Genomic DNA, 16,365 nt, shown 5'->3' on the forward strand with positions numbered 1-16,365 from the left:
CCATGTCTAGGATACTTGAGAAGATATACGTTCTGTTCAGGATGAACATTCTGATTTTCGTGCTTTTGGCAATCACCGTCATTGCTCTTTTTGCGCATCAGAATGGCCTAGACGTGATTGAGCCTTTGTACCTGCATGACTATCCGTATATTATTGCCGAGACGGACTCTGCAGATGGCGGTGCGTCGGCTGTAAAGCTTTCCCGTACCGATTCTTCCATTATCGTGGACTACGAACTGAAGGAAGGCTACGCCTACCCGTATGTGGGCGTCAAGATTTTCTTGGGTGACGGCAAGACCCGCGGTAAGGACCTCTCCAAGTTCGACAGTATTTTTGTATGGGTGAAACCCCGTGGCGAAGGAACCGTACGTCTTTACATGCGCGGCTACGACAGCACGTTCTCCCGCCCCGACGATGAACTTTCGCTTAAGTTCAACGAAATTGAATTCTTCCCGCTGGAAGAAACCTACCCGGCCGTGTTCGTTCCGCAGGAATTCCGCGTGGCCAGCTGGTGGGTCGCCCAGAACGGTGTTAACGTCCATAACGCAAGGGTCGACCTTTCGAACATTCCGCTGATTGAAATCCAAACGGGTACGAATGCTCCGCTTGGTTACGGAACGCTTGAAATCAAGGGTCTCTGCTTCAAGGGCAAGAAGATTTCGAAGGCTGAACTTTCGACGGCTCTCGTGGCCCTCTGGTTCATTACCTTCTTCGTGATTTTGATGATCCGCTTCTTTGATTACAGCCGCGAACGTACGGCAAGCAAGAAGAAGCGTGAAGAACTTGAAAAGAACTTGCGCGCCCTCGAAATCGAGAAGAGCGAATACGAAAAGTCCAGCAAGGAAGACCCGCTTACGGGTTGTCTGAACCGTGCCGGCTTTAGCAGCGTGCTCATGCGCGAACAGGAAAACCTGCAAAAGAACGACAGTCCGGTGTCCTTCGTGATTCTGGATATCGACCATTTCAAGCATGTGAACGATACTTACGGCCACATGGTGGGCGACGAAGTCCTTGTGAACCTCGCCAAGCTCATCCAGAGCAAGATCCGTAATACCGACGCCCTAGTGCGTTGGGGTGGCGAAGAATTCGTGATTCTGTGCGGCGATACGCCGATCCAGAATGCCCAGTTCCTTGCCGAAAAGCTCCGTATGGCAATCGAGAACTCGCAGCTGATCAAGCAGCAGAAGATTACCTGCTCCTTCGGTATTGCCGAAATGATCGCCGGCGAAGACCCGAAGCGCCTGTTCGAACGCGCCGACAAGGCCCTTTACGCCTCTAAGGAAAACGGCCGTAACCGCGTCACGAGTGCAACGTTCCGCCATACCAGGTAAGTTCGGAATTCGGAATTCAGAATTCGGAAAAAATGAAAAATAAACGTGTCATCCTGAGCTATACAACACTTGGGACTGAGTCCCTTAGTGGCTGTTATCCACCTTGTGGAGAAGGGCGTAGCCCGAAGTCGAAGGATCCAGTTTTGCGTTTATTTGTTGCTTTTTGTCTCTTCGTTTTATCTGTTCTCCTCCTGTCGGGTTGCGCAAAGAAGGAACCGGAAGTAGATTTCAAGCCGCTCCAGATGCATTGGGTCTTGGCCGAGGGCGAAGATGAAACCCTGATGCCCCGCAAGGACGAGTGTGTGATTTTGCTCACGGCACGCCTGATGGCCGAACCGCCGGTGCAGGCCTCTAGCGCCGGCGAACTGAGCTACAAGGTCACCTACGGCCGTAGCCCCGAAAACCCCAAAATCCTCAAATTTGACGGAATTTGCAAGGATTTGTCCATAATGGACAAGCCGGAATGCCGTTGGGAGGCTACCTGTGATGCCGATTGTAAAGTCGTTGTAAACTTCCACAACGGAGATTGATTCTGTGGCATAGAGTTTTGATAGTCAATGATTTATCTTTATAGTTATGAAGAAGATTTTTGAATATACGGACTATCGCGAATGGTTGAGGGATGCTTTTGAGGATTTTAAGCAGCGTAAGACTGTCATTTCGTGGCGCTACATGGCCATGAAGATGGGCGCTGATCCTGGCAACCTTCTTCGCGTATCGCAGGGCAAGATCCACTTGCCCCTTAGTCTGATTAAGCCCGCAGCGGAATTCTTCGAACTTGAAGGCAAAGAAGCCGACTATTGGGCTGAAATGGTGTATTTCGGCCGCGCCAAGACCGACGCCGACGCCTTGCAACACTACGAACGCATGCAGGCCCTGAAGGGTGTTTCTCTTAAGTTGTTGCAAAAGAAGGAACTGGAATTCTACCGTCACTGGTACTACAATGCCATACGTTCCGTGATTGGCATTTGCAAGTTCAAGGACGACTACCAGGGGCTTGCCGAAAGCTGCACCCCGAATATCACCGAAAAAGAAGCCCGCGACGCCGTCAAGCTGCTTGCGGACCTCAACATGATTTCGACCGACCGCGACGGCTACTGGAAGGTGAACGACACCTTTGTATCGACGGGGGGGAACTGGCGTTCTCAGGCTGTACGTGCATTCCAGCACGAAACAATCCGCCTTGCCGACGAATCCCTGGACAGGCACCAGCCGTTCCTCAGGGACATTAGCACGGTCACCATGACTTTTTGCATGGACGATATCCAGCTCCTGCGCGAAAAGATTAACGCTTTCCGCGAAGATTTACTACGTTTATCCCAAGAAGGGACGGATGACGATACTGTATTCCAGTTGAACATCCAGATGTTCCCCTTGGCATTCACCAAACCCCTGAAGGAAAAGGAGAAAGAAAAATGAGAAAATCGCTCTTTCTTTTGCCTTTGCTCTCGCTGTCGTTAGCGGGTTTGGTTGCCTGTTCCAATAACAAGGATGACGTGGCTGGTGGTCCGGGTAGTATTACTACGAACGGACTTGCTCTTATTGATGGCCAGCCTGCATCTTATGCGACTGTGGCTCTCCGTAAGGTGGACTATAAGGAATCGTCCGCTGACGAAGTGAATGCCCTCGTGATTGCGGATTCCTATGCCGACGAAAAGGGCAACTTCAAGGTTGAAATCCCGGCTGACGGCAAGTATCGATTGACGGTGGTTCGCGACGGTGTGGCCTATTCCAGGGTTTTGACCCGCAATGAATTTGCAGAAGCGGGTGTTTCGCTCAAGCCAGATACCGTGCGCCTCGAACCGACCGCCGTGCTTACCGGTGTCGTGGATGTTCCTGAAGGATCGTCTACGGTGTGGGTCGGTATCGTGGGTACCGATGTCTTGGTGAAGACCGATGAATCCGGTTGGTTCGCGCTTTCATCTATTCCGGCCAATGACTCCTTGCAGCTGTACTTCGTGAACGAGGACTTCGACAAGAGCTTGGGCGAAAAGGACCTCTTTGTATCTCCGATGGAATCGATTATGCTGGATTACCGCGAAACTGCGGCCCCTGAAGATACGACTCCGGAAGATACGGTTGAACCTGAAAAGCTGCTGCAGGTCTTGGCTTTGCTCAAGGACGGAACTCCGGCAACGTATGCAACGGTCGCCCTGCGCGCCGCCGATGCCAAGGTTGAGGATTACGCCGTGCAGAACACGATGGTGGAATCTGACCTGCGTACCGACAAGAATGGCCGTTTTGAAATGGAATGGCCCGACTCGGGCAATTACCGCCTGACGGTTACCAAGGACGGATTTGCATACTCCAAAGTCTACAAGGCCAAGGACCTCGCGAAGCTCGACACGCTCCGCCTGGAAGCGACTGCCTCTATTTCGAGCAAAGTAACGCTCCGTACCGGTGAAGAATTCCTGTGGGTGGGCGTTTACGGCCTCGATTTGTTGGTCAAGACAAATAACGCGGGCTCTTATGTGTTGCCCAGCGTGCCGGCAAGGGATTCGCTCGATATCTACTTTGTGATGCCGGATAGCGCAAAGACCCTGTATGCCGAATGGAAGGCGATTGCCGAGCCGTACAATACCAAGTTCACGAACCCCGTGATGGTGCTGCAGGACTTTGAAGACGGTATCAAGAGTTGGTACGTGAATACGGACGCACTCTTCAAGGGTACGACGCTTACGCCTTTGGCGAAAAACGTGGCCGACGGCATTGTATACGATTCGACTCGCAAGTCCAAGGTGTTCCATGGCGAATACAAGCTTGCCGATGACGATTACGCCTGGGTGCTTGTCGGAACGACCTTCGAACACGAGATGAATTTCTCCGCGATCGATTCCGTCGTGTTCGACGTCAAGGGCGATGGCAACATTCGCCTTTCGCTTGAAAACTACATCAATGACACCAAGAGCCTGAAGGCTGCTACCGATTGGATGCCTATCACTGAAAAATGGCAACACATTAACGTGAACCCGGCAGAACTCTGTGTCGGAAACGCCAAGACGGAAACTTGCTTTACCTCTTGGAGTGGCGTAAAATACTTGGTCAAGCAGCTCCACATTTTCCCGCAGGACGGCACCGAATTCTACATCGACAACGTGACGATTTACGGTGCTCTGTTCTAAGGAACAAATACAATTTTCTTACAAGTAAAAGCCGCCTTAAAAGGGCGGTTTTTTTATGTGTTTTTTCGCATCTTGCGGGCTTGTTTCGCTCTGTTTAGTCTTGTATACAATCACGAAATTAAGTATCTTTGGGGTTATATGGAAACCCTTGAAAAAGAAGCGGCTGTTGCCCTTGATTACCTGTCCCGCATCTCGAAAGAAGCGGAAAAGAAGTTTGATGAATTTTTGCCGCCCGTAGCCGACCGTCCGGAAAGGCTCCACGAGGCGATGCGTTATTCGATGTTTGCAGGCGGCAAGAGGCTCCGCCCGGCACTGGTGCGTGCTGCTTTCGACATGTTCGGCGGCAAGGGCGAATCGGTGGACTACGCCATGAGCGCCCTTGAAATGATTCACACCTTCTCCCTCATTCACGATGACCTGCCCTGCATCGACAACGATGACTTTAGGCGCGGAAAGCCCACGAGCCATAAGCAGTTCGGCGAAGCCACCGCCGTCATGGCGGGCGATGCCCTTTGCGTTTTGGCTTTTGAACTGATGGGCAAGACGGGCAATGCGAAGGCGATCGAAGTGCTTGCGCACCTGCTCAGCACCTACGGCCTTATCGGTGGCGAAATGATCGACATCGAGTGTGAAGGCAAGAAGGTGGACCTTGATACGGTCGATTACATCCATTACCACAAGACGGCGGCCCTCATCGAGGCGGCTCTCCAGGTGGGTGCGATGCTTGCCGGTGCCGACGACAAGTCTATCGAGGCTATTCGCGACTATGGCCGTTCCATCGGCCTTGCATTCCAGATTGTGGACGACATTCTGGACATTGTTTCTACGACCGAAGAACTGGGCAAGGATGCCGGTTCCGACATCGAAAAGGGGAAGGCGACATACCCGGCTCTCGTGGGTCTCGACAAGTCCCGCGAGCGTGCACACGAACTGTACGAGGAATCGCTCAAGGCTTTGGATGGCCTCAAGTGCGACACCACGATTCTGCGCTCCATTGCCGCATTCATCATTACCAGGGTTAACTAATGGACCTTAAGAATATCAAGTCCCCCCAGGACATAAAGCATTGCTCTGTCGACGAGCTTTATCACCTGGCGTCGCAGATCCGCGAGACCATCATCGGTCAAGTGGCGAAGCATGGCGGTCACCTGGCTTCTAGCCTGGGTGTCGTGGAACTGACGCTTGCCTTGCATTACGTGTTCAATGCTCCTGACGATAAAATCGTGTGGGACGTAGGGCACCAAGCTTACGTGCACAAGCTTTTGACGGGACGTTTCGACCGTTTCGATACGCTTCGCCAGCAGGGAGGCATTTCCGGATTCTTGAAGAGGAACGAAAGCGAGTACGACTGCTACGGCGCCGGACACGCGACGACCTCTATTTCTGCAGCCCTCGGCTTTGCCGTGGCGCGCGACCACCTCAAGCGCAAGAACAGCGTGGTCGCAGTCATCGGTGACGGCTCCATGACGGGCGGTATGGCTTACGAAGCCATCAACAACGCCGGTCTTTCGAAGCAGAACATGACCATCATCTTGAATGACAACAAGATGAGCATCGCCCCCAACGTGGGTAACTTCAGCAAGTACCTGAACCGCGTGATTTCGGACCCGGTCTACAACAAGATGCGTTCGGACTTGGACCGCCTGATGAAGCGCCTTCCGGGAATTTTGGGATCGCGTTTCCGTGACTTGTTCTTGCAGGCGGAACGCGCCGCGAAGACTGCGGTAAAGCCGGGACGCTTCTTTGAAGATTTGGGCATTCGTTACTTTGGCCCGATCGACGGTCACGACATCAACGAGCTGATTATGCTGTTGCAGCGCGTCAAGGAACAGCCGGGCCCGTGCTTGGTGCATATCTTGACCGAGAAGGGACGCGGGCTTGATGCGGCCGTGAAGAACCCGACCAAGTGGCACGGCATTGGACCTTTCGACCCTGAAAGCGGACTCCCGCTTGCTCCGGGAAAGCCGAACCCGTCACTCACGCATGTGTTCGGGCAGACGTTGCTTGAACTCGCGAAGAAAGATGACCGCATTATCGGCATTACGGCAGCCATGCCTACCGGTTGCGGTATGGATATTGTGGCGAAGGAACTTCCGGACCGCGTGATTGACGTGGGCATTGCCGAAGAGCATGCGCTCACGTTTGCCTCGGGTCTTGCCTGCGACGGCGTGGTTCCGGTGGTCGCGATTTATTCGAGCTTTATGCAGCGCGCCTACGACCAGATTATGCACGACATTGCCTTGCAGAACTTGCATGTGGTGATGGTGCTTGACCGTGCGGGCCTGGTCGGTGCCGATGGCCCGACCCACCATGGCGCGTTCGACTTGTCATTCTTGCGCACGGTGCCGGGTATCACCATCTTGGCGCCGAGCAACGAAAACGAACTGCGCGACATGGTGAGCGCGTCTATCGACATGAAGGGCCCTGTCGCAATCCGGTATCCGCGCGGGACCGCACTGGAAGAACACCTGAAACCCGCTCCCGAAACCGTGGACGTGAAACTCCCGAAAGTTCTGGAAGAAGGCAAGGACATTTTGCTCCTGGGTGCAGGATTCATGACGAACGAACTCAAGAAGACGGCTGCCGTTCTCCGCGAAAACGGCAAGAACCCCACAGTGGTCGATGCCCGCGTTATCAAGCCGCTGGATACCGAGGCTTACCGCAAGCTCTTTGACGCCCACAAGGTGATTGTGACGCTTGAAGACAATACGCTGGTAGGCGGTTTCGGTTCTGCCGTGGCTGAACTCATTGCCGATCTCGGCTATACCGACAAGCGCCTGTTGCGTTTCGGCCTGCCGGATCATTTTGTGGAACAGGGCGAAATTCCTGCCTTGTTCAAGCTTTTGAAAATTGACGGGGAATCCGTCGCCAAACAAATCATGGAAAAAGTATGAGCGAAGAAAATAAAAACCGCACCGTAAAAGTGACTCTGGACCGTAAGTTCGGAGTGAGCGAAAAGCCTGAACGTCGTCCGCGCCGTGACGATGACCGTGAAGAACGCGGTGGCCGCGAAGGCCGTTCTTTTGACCGTGGCGAACGTAAGTTTGGCGACCGTAAGCCGTTTGGTGACCGCGATCGTGGCGACCGTCGCTTTAACCGTGATGGTGAAGGCGAAGGCCGCTTTGACCGTGAACGCCGTCCGCGTCGCGACGGTGATGACCGTGGCTCCTTTGGTCGCCGCCCGTTCGGTGACAGGGGTCGCTTTGGTGGCGACCGTCGCCCGCGCCGCGAATTTGCATCTGCAGGTGCTCCGATTTACCGCCAGCGTCCTGAAGAACAGAAGGAAGAAGTCGAAGAAGTATTGGACGAAGCTGCACTCGAAGCACGCGTGGCCCAGGCCGAAGCCAGCGAAGATTCCAACTTCAACCCGCCCTGGTACAAGAAGCTTTTGGCTCTCACAACCGAAAAGGGCCGCGAACGCGAAGGCAAGTTCCTTGGTGAAGGCGTGCATGTGGTGCAGGAACTCGTGAGCAATCACCGCGAACTCGTGATGGGCGTCTATGTGACGGAATCCTTTAACGACGAAGCCTTGATTGAACAGATTAACGAAGCCGAAATCAGACTGAACGTGCTCACTGACGAACAGATGAAACGTCTGTCTTCGACCATGACCACGCAGGGCGTGATTGCCGTAGCCCGCATCGCAAGCAAGAAGCCGGTTTATGAATCGAGCCGCAGCGTGATTACGCTTGTGGACGCCGTGCAGGATCCGGGTAACCTCGGAACGATTTTCCGCACGAGCCTCGGCTTTGGTTCCGATGGCATGATTCTTGGTCGCGGTACCGTGAGCCCGTTCAACCCGAAGGTGGTGCGCGGTTCCTCGGGCACCTTCCTCCGTGTGCCTTTTGAATTTGACGTGGATCTCGTGGACCAGATTAACTTCTTGCGCAGCAAGGGTTACACCATTATCGCAACCGATTTGCATGCCAAGCAGTCCCTGCGCCAGATTCCTACGAACAAGCTTCGCAAGATGGCTTTCCTCGTGGGTAACGAAGGTGCTGGCACCAACCCGTACTTCATTGAACTCGCCGACGAAACGGTGAAGATCCCGATGAGCAGCGAACTCGAATCCCTGAACGTCGCTGTCGCTCACGGTATCCTCAGCTACGAAGCTGCACAGATTCAAGAGGAACTTAAGTAATGAACTTCCAGGCTCGCTTAGAAGAACGTATCGCCAAGTGCGGTAACCCGATTTGCCTCGGCATGGATCCGGTCATGAAGCTGATTGACCCGTGCTGCCCTGAAGGTACTGCCGAAGACAAGATTAAGCGTTTTTATTCCGAAATTCTGGAATGCTGTTTAAAGCGTAACGTGACGCCCGCCGTGGTGAAGCCGAACAGCGCTTACTACGAATGCGTGAGCGTGCAGGCGATGCTCGTGTTGCAGCAGCTGATTGCCGACTACAAGAGTGCCGGCATTCCCGTGATTTTGGATGCAAAGCGTGGTGACATCGGTAAGTCGAGCGCCGCTTATGCAACCGCCGCTTACGATGTGTACAAGGCCGACGCCGTGACGGTTTCCCCGTGGATGGGGGCTGATTCCGTGGGTCCGTTCATTCGCGAAAATTCTGAAAACGGTGCTTATGTGTTGCTCCGCACGAGTAACAAGGGCGCCCACGACTTCCAGGATTTGCCGGTGTCCCGTAGCGATGATCCACGCGATGTTGCCGAAGCCTTCTATTCTGTAGCTGACAAGATTATGGAATGGGACGCCAACCTCGGTTACCTCGGTGCCGTGGTCGGTGCAACGCATCCTGAAGAACTCGAAAAGATTACCGCTTACACGGTGGCCCACAAGCACGAAATTCCGTTCCTGATTCCGGGTGTTTCTATTCCGGGTGTTCCGGGCGGTCAGGGCGGTGACGCCAAGACGGTGCTTACGGCAATCGCCAACGGCGGTGGCAAGCGCAAGTTCCACGTGCTCAACAGCTCGAGCGGACTCAACTTTGCCTACCAGCGCAGCGGTCATCCTGAAAACTTCGCAAACGATTGCGTTGACGCTCTGGAAAAACTCGCGGAGGCCTGCCAGTTATAATTCAGAATTATGAATTCAGATTTCGGAATTAATTTATATTAACCATTGAATTATTTTCGACTCTGAATTCTGAACTCTGAAATCTGAATTGCTTATGCGTTTCCTAGTTGTCATCATATTCGCTATCGCGGTTATCGCAGCGGCTTTTCATTTCGCAAAGCCGCTTCCCGGTACAAACTTCGACGAGTCATTCTTGCCGAAGGCATCGACGGTGCATTACGTGGCTGCAGGGCACGACGCGTCGGTTGCGGGACTCTTCTGGATCAAGGGTTTGACTGAACTTGGTGAAAGCTACTTGACCGGTAAGGAATATGCTTACCTCGGTCATGTGGCGGAACTTTCTACTAGCCTTGACTCCTTGTTCTACACGCCGTATTACTTTGTCGGTGGCGTGACACCTGTCGATGCTCCCGATACTTCGGACTTTTCGGTACTCCGCCGCGCAAGCCGTGTGTATCCCGAGAACTGGCGCCTGTCGCTTTACTATGCGCTTCGCCTAGCTCGCGGACCTTACCCGAACAGGACTGAGGCCGCTAACGTGATGCGTAAGTATTTCGATAGCCCGGACACGACCATTCCCGACCATATTCGCACGATTTACCGCAGTTTTGAAATTGACGAAATGCAGACGGAAACTGCGCTCGAAACGGTGTTGAACGACGTGATGCAGCCGCGCTTCAAGAAATTCCGCGCGAGTTTCTATTCAAAGATTTTAAGGTTGATCGGCTATAAGGGCTTGATTAACGATGTGGAAAAGGACGAGCATTACCAGAAGGTAAAGTATCTCGTCGATGGCATGGCCGATGGCAAGATCCACCCGGCAATCGTTTACCGTGAACTCCTTGCCATGAAGAAGATTCGTGACGACGAGCTCGCAGAAGCTAAGGCGAAAGAAGCCGCTGCTGATTCTACGGCGACAAAAGATACGACTGCCGCTGTAGAGCCGAAGGCAGAAAACTAAGGCAAAAAGATTCGGAATGAGGGAGTATAAATTACTTCCAAGAGATTTAAATTCCGAATTCCGAAATCCGAATTTTAACTCTGAATTCTGAACTCCGAATTCCGAATTTTAAAGCTATTCCCCGCAGCGCTTGGCGTTGTTCGGAAGTCCCATCAATTCAAAAGCGTTCTTGCAGCGGGCTTTCAAGTCTGTTGCTTCGTTTTTAGGAGTGCTTTTCAATTTAGAGCGGTAATAAAGAATGGTTGCCGTGTTGTAGGGCTTGTTTGCCTTGATTGCGTTTTCTTCGGCAACGCGGTAAAGGGAATCGGCTTCGCCGCTGCCGGAAAGGTCTGCCATGCGGGCGGCGATGAAGGCGTAAAAGCCGCCCTTCTTGTCGGAACGCTTGCCGGTCATCTTTAAGGCGTCGGGAGCGCGGTCGCTGCGAACAGCCGCATAGGCAATGGCGCATTCTCCGTAGAAGGCTGCCTGTGCGGTTTCTTCATTTTTCTTTAAAGCTTTTTCGTCGTAGGCGCTGCAGATCTTTGTCGCTTCCCTGTATTTTTCTTGGGCATTCAAAAGGCTGATTTTCACCTTCGTGTATTGCAAGAGCGTACCTTGGTCCAAAACTTCTTTGCGGACGACCGAGAGCAACGAGTCTGCAAAATCCAGGTCGAGGCTCATGGTACGGATTTGCGCCATGGCGATAAGTACGCGGCCTTCCGAAAGCAAGTCTGCTTCTTTGCGGCTTGCAAGCAGGGCTCGTTCGAGCTGGTTGTAGCCCTTTGCGAATTTACCCTTGTCTAAAGATCTTTGGGCACGGAACGAGTAAACGCCCGAATCGGAAGCACTTGCAATGGAGCCCGCGGCAAGGAGTGCGATAATGGCAGTTTTAAACTTTACCATAACGTCTCCACCATAAAGGGCACGGAATCTTGGTTAGGCATGGAACGCTTCACGATCCACATGTTCGAAATGCCTGCCATCAAGTCGTCTGCATTCTGGAGTGTCTGCTCCGTCGCTTCCATAAAGTCTGAAAGTCCAGAGGTAACGAGGCTTACCTCGTTCAGGAGACCGTCGACGCGGCCGAAGGTTTTGTCCACCTGACCCATCAAGCCATCGACGCGAGTCATCACGTTGTCCACCTTTTGTGGCAAGGGCCTGACCTCAACCATCATTTCAGAGACAGTCGTTGCAATGGTATCCACCTTTTCAAGCAAGACCGGAACGTGATATTGGATAGTATCGAACAAACCGGAAGCCTGGTGCAAAACTTTTGTGCCTTGATAGGTAATGTCGTCGAGACGCATAAGCTGGCGGTTCAAGTTGTCATACAAAAGTCTGGAACCAAACAGAGCACCAATGGTTGTACCCGTATCCTTGGCCATACCGAGAATGGTGTCGGCGGCATCGATCAATCCGTTTACGCGGCCCAGAACCATGTCGACCCTTTCCAAGACGGTTTCGATATCCTGGGATTCTCCTGGCGGCAAGAAACCGTTATCTTCCAATACGGAGCCCTTGCCACGGCGAATGTCGATGTTGATAACGCGTGCCGCAATCATGTTTTGGTCGCGCATGGCGAACACCTTGGCGCTATCCGTAATCAGGTTCTGAAACTTTTTCTCGATAATAAACTGAATTTTGACGCCATCGCCTTCGACAGACATACTGTCTACGCGGCCCACCTTTACGCCGCTAATCAGGACTTGGGTGCCCGGGCGAATGCCGAATGCCTTTTCGAAGCGGCTATGCAGGTGATATTCTTCCACACCGATCATGCCGGAGGAGAAAAGCTTTGCATAAAGCACGATACCAAAAACCATCACAGCGACGGCAGAGAAGATACCGACCAGGAGGCCGGAAATTTCCATCCAGTTAACGTGAGGTTTTGTAAAAGACATGTCAAGAATATAGATTAAAGACTTGTCAATAAATTCATTAGGTAAAAAAAAGTATGCGAAATAGTTGTAAATCATTGTAATATCTATTTTTAGGGTATGGAATACTTTGAATTTTTGAACAAATCGGTGACTCCGTACCATACGGTTGAAGCCTTAAAGGCCCTTTTTGACGCAAAATGTGGAAAAAACGCCCGTTTTTTTGAGCGCGGTGGCGCCTTGATAGCGGTGCGGGTGCCAAAACAAATTTGTTCGGACTCCCAGTTTAGGATTGCCCTTGCGCATACGGATTTTCCGACGTTGAAAATTACGCCGAACCCGGATGCTGCAGCGGCAGGTGTGCGCACTTTGCACCCCGAGATTTACGGAAGCCCGCTTTTTACGAGTTGGCTGGACCGCGACTTGGGCTACGCCGGATTGCTGGCCTATGAACTGGATGGAAAGTTAGAGACCAAGCTGATTCGCGGCGATAAGTTGTTCCGCATTCCGCAACTGGCGGTCCACCTGAACCGTGGCGTGAACCAGGACGGCCTTAAGGTGAACCCGCAGACCGATTTGAATGCATTGTGGACGGCCGTGGGCGGCAAGGAACGCTTTGTGGAAGCCCTGCAGGCGGAACTCCCTGCGGGGGCGAAGCTACTTGATTTTGACGTGCAACTCTTTGATGCGCAGCCGGCGAAGTTTGGCGGTTTTGAAAACGAATGGATTTATTCGGGTCGCCTTGATAACTTGAGCAGTTGCCACGCCATTGCCGAGGCTTTTGCTGCGGCAGGCGCGTTGGAAAAGGATTTTCAGGTAGCAGCATTCTTCAATAACGAAGAGGTCGGTTCCGAGACCCGCGAAGGCGCCGCCGGAAATTTCTTGAAGAGCGTACTAGAAAACGTTGCTATGTCTGCTGCTCTAGATTCTTCGACTTCGCTACGCTCCGCTCAGAATGACAAGTCACTTTCGTCTCTCGTCTGTAGCGAGCTTGCGAGCGTTCTTTCGTCTAGTTTCGCCCTCTCCATCGATATGGCGCATGCCGAACACCCGAACTTTGTGCAAAGGCATGAACCCAACCACGCTCCCGTTCTGGGTGGAGGCGTGGTACTGAAGATGAATTCTCAAAAGCGTTATGCCAGTGACGTGTTTTCGAACGCCCGTTTCAAGATGCTTTGTGAACAAAATAATGTTCCGTGCCAGACTTTCGTGATGCGTAACGATATGCCCTGCGGCTCGACGGTTGGCCCCGCCATTTCGGCCTCGCTCGGGATCCCGACGGTAGACATTGGCGAGCCCATGCTCAGCATGCACAGCATTCGTGAAATGACAAGCGTTGCAGATCACGAAAAAATGACAAGTCTGCTTTTTGCATTTTGGAAATAGCCTCAAATAATTATATTTACCCTCATGCGTTTACCGATAAAGTTTACATTGAAAAATCTTGTGCCGGCTATTCTTGAAAAAGTCAAGGGTTGTTTTAAGCAGGATTCTTTTGCCCTTTGGGGACTGTTGGTTATTCTGCTCAATTTCGTGATGCTGCACGGAATCGGGTTCGCGTCGGATTTGACGTTCTGGCGCCATTGGGTGACTGACTTGCAGCAGGGTGTCGGAAACTTTACGGGTAACTACCCGCCGCTTTATGTGTTGTGGCTTCGCGTGGTCGGCTGGATTTACCAGGTGACCGGCCTCAATATGGATTTGGAATACGAACTCAAGCAGTTCTGCCTTTTCCCGGTGATTCTTGCGCATATTTCGCTTGCTCATTTTGTGTGGCTTCGCATTCATAAAAAGAGCTGGCTTCCCGAAGTCAAAACCATCGTGATGCTCCTGGTGGTGGCAAACCCGGCGTTTTACTTGGACGGCCCCATTTGGGGACAGGTCGACGTATTGCCGGTGACGTTCTGCGTGTGGGGTCTTTGGTATGCCAGCAAGCCTAAAACTTATGGCTTGGGCATGGCTCTGTTTATGCTCGGACTTTTGACAAAGTTCCAGATGATTATGTTCTTGCCGGTGTTCGGCGCACTTTCTTTGCGTTACCGCAAGGTGATGTGGCAAGGACTTCTCTCGATGGCGGGCGTGTTCCTGCTGGTGTTTTTGCCGTTTATTATCGCGGGGAATTTTAGCAAGGAATTTGCCCAGGCTTACCTGAGTACGATCGACGAATATCCTTATGCATCGATGAATGCGGGTAACTTGTGGATGGTATTCTCGGGGAACATGACGCCGCAATCCAGGCCGATTTTTGAATGGGCGCCCTCGTTCATGAATCCGGGCCTGCTAGGAAAGATTTTCTTTGTGGTTATTTCGGTCGCGGTGATGGCGTTTACGTTCTTTAAGCGTTTGCCTGTTTCGCGCATTATGACAATGGCTGCGTTGAATGCCTTTGCCTTCTTTATGATTTTGCCGTGCATGCATGAACGCTATGTGCTAGCAGCCGCTGTCGTTGCCATTGCAGGTGTTGCTTGCAAGAATCGTCCTGTTGTTATTTGGGCGGTGCTTTTATCGATGGTTGCTTTCTTGAACATTTCGATGATGACTTCAATTCGCGGAAGTGCTCTTTGGTTCTGGATTGCGATGGCGGGCATTGTGGTGATGTTTACGTATATGGCGCATTCCTTTGCTCCGGCGGCGCTCGACAAGGCCTTGCGGGTTTGTGGCAAGGTCAAGTTGCCCGCGCTTGTGCCTTATGCGCTGCTCGTGTTGATTTATACGGTGGATGTGGGTGGCAGCTACCTGCAGCAGGCAAAGACGGCTTACCACCTCAAGAAGGGCGAAAATTTTGTTTATGACTTGAAAATGCTCCACCAGTCGCAGGGTTACGGCAATACGAACATTGGCAAAACGGTCGACAACAATCCATTGCATTTAAACGGAACGCTTTACCTGAACGGAATCGGATCGCATGCGCCGTCGAAACATGTTTATGCGCTTCCGGAAAACGCATCTCGCTTTACCGTGACTTGTGGCGTTGATGACGAATCGGGCAATGGTGTGGTAGAATTTATCGTGCGTGTCGATGACAAGGAAATCTGGCGTAGCGGGCGTATGGAAGGCCGCCAGACGGCAACTGCCGACTTGGACATTCGCGGTGGTAAAAAAATTTCTCTTGAAACCGATGAACTGGGCTCCAAGAATTTCGACCATATCGACTGGGTGAATCCGGTGGTGCATGTAGATTAATAAAGTCAAGCCATATCTTTACCTAAGAGAATGTCTGGCCGTGCGCTAGGCATTTTTGTATATTCTTAGTCGAAGGTATTAGAATGCGTTTACTTGTTTTTTTGATGTGTTTACTTGCTGTCGGGCTGTGGGCGCGCCCCATTAATGACGGCAATAAATTGTTTAAGAACGGCGACTACGCCGGTGCGCTCGAAAAGTACATGAAGGCCCGTGAAGCGGAGCCTGCAAACCCGCTTTTGTTCTACAATATCGGAACTTGCCAGTACAAGCTCGGCAACTACGAAGAGGCCAAGAAGGAACTCGAGAGCGCCGTGCGCATGCCCGACCAAAAGATGGCGGCGAAGGCTGCCTACAATTTGGCGAATACGCATTTCCGCATGGGCGAAAAAGCGGCCGAAGGTAGCGAACGCATTGCCGCATGGCGCGAATCGGTCGCTTACTTGAAGAAGGCCATTGACCTCGACAACACTTTTGAAAATGCGAAAAAGAACGTGGAAATCGTTCAGCGCAAACTGAAAGAAGAACTCGACAAGCAAAAGCAGAATCAGGACCAGAACCAAGACCAGAATAACGACCAGAAGCAGCCGCCTTTGAGCGACAAGGCCAAGGAAGTTCTGGCGCGAGCCTTGCAGCTTTGCAAAGACGGCAAGTACGCCGAAGCAAAGGAAATGCTCGAGAATCTGATTGCCGAAGACGAGACCGCCGGCCAGCTCAGCGGACACGTACAGCGCATTGACGACGTCATCGAAATCAAGGCGGGCAGGAAGCCCAAGGCGAAGATTGACGCCAGTAACACCGACAACGACCTGGAGGTGATCTGATGCGTTTGATTAGACGAGAGACGAAAGACGAGAGACGAGAGATTTTGTCACCCTGGA

The 16,365-nt window shown here is 52.3% G+C and carries 14 protein-coding genes; 12 read left to right on the plus strand and 2 right to left on the minus strand.

Annotation, left to right across the window (positions count from 1 at the left end):
* The first annotated feature begins 2 nt into the window (after nucleotides 1-2).
* The 9 genes from BUC02_RS12320 to BUC02_RS12360 all read left to right on the plus strand — a co-directional run bounded on the left by BUC02_RS12320 (nucleotide 3) and on the right by BUC02_RS12360 (nucleotide 10,448).
* Nucleotides 3-1,331, plus strand: a complete 1,329-nt coding sequence (locus BUC02_RS12320; protein ID WP_073322938.1) for a GGDEF domain-containing protein — start codon at nucleotides 3-5, stop codon at nucleotides 1,329-1,331.
* A gap of 143 nt (nucleotides 1,332-1,474) precedes the next feature.
* Nucleotides 1,475-1,861 carry a hypothetical protein gene (locus tag BUC02_RS12325; protein WP_073322940.1) on the plus strand — a complete coding sequence of 129 codons (387 nt, stop codon included), beginning with the start codon at nucleotides 1,475-1,477 and terminating at the stop codon, nucleotides 1,859-1,861.
* Between the two features lie 46 nt (nucleotides 1,862-1,907).
* Complete coding sequence (locus BUC02_RS12330; protein WP_072800019.1) at nucleotides 1,908-2,750, plus strand: TIGR02147 family protein; 843 nt, start codon at nucleotides 1,908-1,910, stop codon at nucleotides 2,748-2,750.
* Nucleotides 2,747-4,453 (plus strand): carboxypeptidase-like regulatory domain-containing protein, encoded by a 1,707-nt coding sequence (locus BUC02_RS12335; protein ID WP_073322942.1) that lies wholly within the window; start codon nucleotides 2,747-2,749, stop codon nucleotides 4,451-4,453. The genes BUC02_RS12330 and BUC02_RS12335 overlap by 4 nt, the downstream gene beginning before the upstream one ends.
* A 138-nt stretch (nucleotides 4,454-4,591) precedes the next feature.
* Entirely contained in the window at nucleotides 4,592-5,479 is an 888-nt protein-coding gene (locus tag BUC02_RS12340; RefSeq protein ID WP_073322944.1) for a polyprenyl synthetase family protein, read from the plus strand.
* Complete coding sequence (gene dxs / locus BUC02_RS12345; protein ID WP_073322946.1) at nucleotides 5,479-7,347, plus strand: 1-deoxy-D-xylulose-5-phosphate synthase; 1,869 nt, start codon at nucleotides 5,479-5,481, stop codon at nucleotides 7,345-7,347. Before BUC02_RS12340 ends, dxs begins: the two co-directional genes overlap by 1 nt.
* Nucleotides 7,344-8,594: a TrmH family RNA methyltransferase gene (locus BUC02_RS12350; RefSeq protein ID WP_073322948.1), complete on the plus strand. Its 1,251-nt coding sequence runs from the start codon at nucleotides 7,344-7,346 to the stop codon at nucleotides 8,592-8,594. Before dxs ends, BUC02_RS12350 begins: the two co-directional genes overlap by 4 nt.
* Nucleotides 8,594-9,487, plus strand: coding sequence for an orotidine-5'-phosphate decarboxylase (pyrF, locus tag BUC02_RS12355; protein ID WP_073322950.1), 894 nt, complete (start codon nucleotides 8,594-8,596; stop codon nucleotides 9,485-9,487). The genes BUC02_RS12350 and pyrF overlap by 1 nt, the downstream gene beginning before the upstream one ends.
* A 94-nt stretch (nucleotides 9,488-9,581) precedes the next feature.
* Nucleotides 9,582-10,448: a hypothetical protein gene (locus BUC02_RS12360; protein WP_073322953.1), complete on the plus strand. Its 867-nt coding sequence runs from the start codon at nucleotides 9,582-9,584 to the stop codon at nucleotides 10,446-10,448.
* Between the two features lie 114 nt (nucleotides 10,449-10,562).
* Here BUC02_RS12360 and BUC02_RS12365 read toward each other — a convergent pair whose 3' ends face one another.
* Both BUC02_RS12365 and BUC02_RS12370 read right to left on the minus strand, forming a co-directional pair.
* Nucleotides 10,563-11,330: a hypothetical protein gene (locus BUC02_RS12365; RefSeq protein WP_073322955.1), complete on the minus strand. Its 768-nt coding sequence runs from the start codon at nucleotides 11,328-11,330 to the stop codon at nucleotides 10,563-10,565.
* Nucleotides 11,324-12,298 carry an MlaD family protein gene (locus BUC02_RS12370; RefSeq protein WP_254794214.1) on the minus strand — a complete coding sequence of 325 codons (975 nt, stop codon included), beginning with the start codon at nucleotides 12,296-12,298 and terminating at the stop codon, nucleotides 11,324-11,326. The genes BUC02_RS12365 and BUC02_RS12370 overlap by 7 nt, the downstream gene beginning before the upstream one ends.
* A gap of 126 nt (nucleotides 12,299-12,424) precedes the next feature.
* Between BUC02_RS12370 and BUC02_RS12375 the strand changes: the two genes are divergently transcribed.
* From BUC02_RS12375 to BUC02_RS12385, 3 genes are all read left to right on the plus strand, one after another.
* The gene (locus tag BUC02_RS12375) at nucleotides 12,425-13,690 is read left to right on the plus strand and encodes a M18 family aminopeptidase (RefSeq protein WP_073322957.1); all 1,266 of its coding nucleotides are present in this window, start codon (nucleotides 12,425-12,427) and stop codon (nucleotides 13,688-13,690) included.
* A 48-nt stretch (nucleotides 13,691-13,738) separates the two neighbouring features.
* Nucleotides 13,739-15,487 (plus strand): NPCBM/NEW2 domain-containing protein, encoded by a 1,749-nt coding sequence (locus BUC02_RS12380; protein ID WP_217653082.1) that lies wholly within the window; start codon nucleotides 13,739-13,741, stop codon nucleotides 15,485-15,487.
* A gap of 83 nt (nucleotides 15,488-15,570) precedes the next feature.
* Nucleotides 15,571-16,308: a tetratricopeptide repeat protein gene (locus BUC02_RS12385; RefSeq protein ID WP_073322961.1), complete on the plus strand. Its 738-nt coding sequence runs from the start codon at nucleotides 15,571-15,573 to the stop codon at nucleotides 16,306-16,308.
* Nucleotides 16,309-16,365 lie beyond the last annotated feature (57 nt).

The organism is Fibrobacter sp. UWOV1, assembly GCF_900142495.1.
Lineage (GTDB): Bacteria > Fibrobacterota > Fibrobacteria > Fibrobacterales > Fibrobacteraceae > Fibrobacter.

Excerpts from the sequence above, each read along its gene's own strand:
- BUC02_RS12375 (WP_073322957.1), top strand. The coding sequence starts at position 12,425 with ATGGAATACTTTGAATTTTTGAACAAATCGGTGACTCCGTACCATACG.
- dxs (WP_073322946.1), top strand. The coding sequence starts at position 5,479 with ATGGACCTTAAGAATATCAAGTCCCCCCAGGACATAAAGCATTGCTCT.
- pyrF (WP_073322950.1), top strand. The coding sequence starts at position 8,594 with ATGAACTTCCAGGCTCGCTTAGAAGAACGTATCGCCAAGTGCGGTAAC.
- BUC02_RS12340 (WP_073322944.1), top strand. The coding sequence starts at position 4,592 with ATGGAAACCCTTGAAAAAGAAGCGGCTGTTGCCCTTGATTACCTGTCC.
- BUC02_RS12385 (WP_073322961.1), top strand. The coding sequence starts at position 15,571 with ATGCGTTTACTTGTTTTTTTGATGTGTTTACTTGCTGTCGGGCTGTGG.
- BUC02_RS12365 (WP_073322955.1), bottom strand. The coding sequence starts at position 11,330 with ATGGTAAAGTTTAAAACTGCCATTATCGCACTCCTTGCCGCGGGCTCC.
- BUC02_RS12360 (WP_073322953.1), top strand. The coding sequence starts at position 9,582 with ATGCGTTTCCTAGTTGTCATCATATTCGCTATCGCGGTTATCGCAGCG.
- BUC02_RS12320 (WP_073322938.1), top strand. The coding sequence starts at position 3 with ATGTCTAGGATACTTGAGAAGATATACGTTCTGTTCAGGATGAACATT.
- BUC02_RS12335 (WP_073322942.1), top strand. The coding sequence starts at position 2,747 with ATGAGAAAATCGCTCTTTCTTTTGCCTTTGCTCTCGCTGTCGTTAGCG.
- BUC02_RS12330 (WP_072800019.1), top strand. The coding sequence starts at position 1,908 with ATGAAGAAGATTTTTGAATATACGGACTATCGCGAATGGTTGAGGGAT.
- BUC02_RS12350 (WP_073322948.1), top strand. The coding sequence starts at position 7,344 with ATGAGCGAAGAAAATAAAAACCGCACCGTAAAAGTGACTCTGGACCGT.
- BUC02_RS12370 (WP_254794214.1), bottom strand. The coding sequence starts at position 12,298 with ATGGAAATTTCCGGCCTCCTGGTCGGTATCTTCTCTGCCGTCGCTGTG.